The sequence below is a fragment of the Oleiphilus sp. HI0067 genome, from assembly GCF_001635735.1.
In genome coordinates this window covers 1-1,478 of record NZ_LWFI01000899.1, presented here as the reverse complement: position 1 = coordinate 1,478, position 1,478 = coordinate 1, and the positions used below count along the sequence as shown (strand labels likewise).

Annotated in this window: 1 protein-coding gene and 1 pseudogene; both read right to left on the bottom strand. The window is 47.6% G+C overall.

Annotation, left to right across the window (positions count from 1 at the left end):
- Window positions 1-674: GTP-binding protein (locus A3739_RS10275; RefSeq protein WP_156502525.1), on the bottom strand; the 674-nt coding region annotated here is incomplete at its 3' end.
- A gap of 25 nt (window positions 675-699) precedes the next feature.
- Window positions 700-1,478, bottom strand: a pseudogene (gene fusA / locus A3739_RS10270) (elongation factor G); the annotation flags it as partial.

The following is a 1,478-nucleotide window of genomic DNA, read 5'->3' as shown; positions in this document are numbered from 1 at the left end:
AGGAATGGTTGATCGATTGCACGCTCTGGCTCTGGGATGTACGTATCAAGCGCTTCAACAAGCTTCTTAACAGCAGTTGTACCCAACTCGTTGTCATCTTCGCCGTTCAATGCCATCAAAGCAGAACCAGGAATGATTGGAGTGTCGTCACCAGGGAATTCGTATTGATCTAGAAGCTCACGAAGCTCCATTTCAACCAACTCAAGCATTTCGTTGTATTCTTCAGTACCTGCACCGCCACAGTCTTCAGCAAGAAGATCTGCTTTGTTCAAGAATACTACGATGTATGGAACACCAACCTGACGAGAAAGAAGGATGTGCTCACGAGTCTGAGGCATTGGACCGTCAGTCGCACCACATACTAGGATCGCGCCGTCCATTTGAGCAGCACCAGTGATCATGTTTTTCACGTAGTCCGCGTGTCCAGGACAGTCAACGTGCGCGTAGTGACGATCGTTTGAATCGTACTCTACGTGTGACGTTGCGATTGTAATACCACGCTCACGTTCTTCTGGAGCGTTATCGATGTTAGCGAAGTCTACCTTCTCACCACCGAATACTTCTGCACATACACGAGTAAGTGCTGCTGTTAGTGTTGTTTTGCCGTGATCAACGTGGCCAATTGTTCCAACGTTAACGTGCGGCTTACTTCTTTCAAACTTTTCTTTTGCCACGGTAATTCCCCTTAGCGTTTAAAGGTTAGTACTTGTTAATAATAACTTCTGCGATGTTTGATGGCGCTTCTGCGTATTTCAAAAACTCCATCGCGTATGTTGCACGGCCTTGCGTCGCAGACCGTAGATCTGTCGCATAACCAAACATTTCTGACAAAGGCACCTCGGCATTGACAACCTTACCTGAAGGACCCTCTTCCATTCCGGAAATAATCCCTCGACGACGGTTAAGATCACCAACAACGTCACCCATGTTTTCTTCCGGCGTCACAACTTCAACTTTCATCATTGGCTCGAGCAGCACTGCACCACCCTCTTCCGCCAACTTTCTAGTTGCCATGCCACCGGCAATTTTGAACGCCATTTCGTTAGAGTCGACATCATGATACGACCCATCGTAAAGCGTTGCTTTAAGACCAAGCAAAGGGTAGCCAGCTAGGACACCATTTTGCATTTGCTCTTCAATACCTTTCTCGACTGCAGGTATGTATTCCTTCGGAACAACACCTCCCACAACCTCATTAATAAACTCCAGGCCTTCTTCACCGTCAGTTCGCGGCTCAAACTTAACGCGAACATGACCGTACTGACCTCGACCACCGGACTGTCGTACAAACTTGCCTTCGATATCACAGTGATTTCTAATTGCTTCGCGGTACGCTACCTGAGGCTTACCAATGTTTGCCTCAACACCGAACTCACGCTTCATTCGATCGACGATAATATCAAGGTGTAGCTCACCCATACCGGAGATAATCGTCTGACCGGTTTCCTCATCAGTCTTAACTCTGAACGACGGATCTT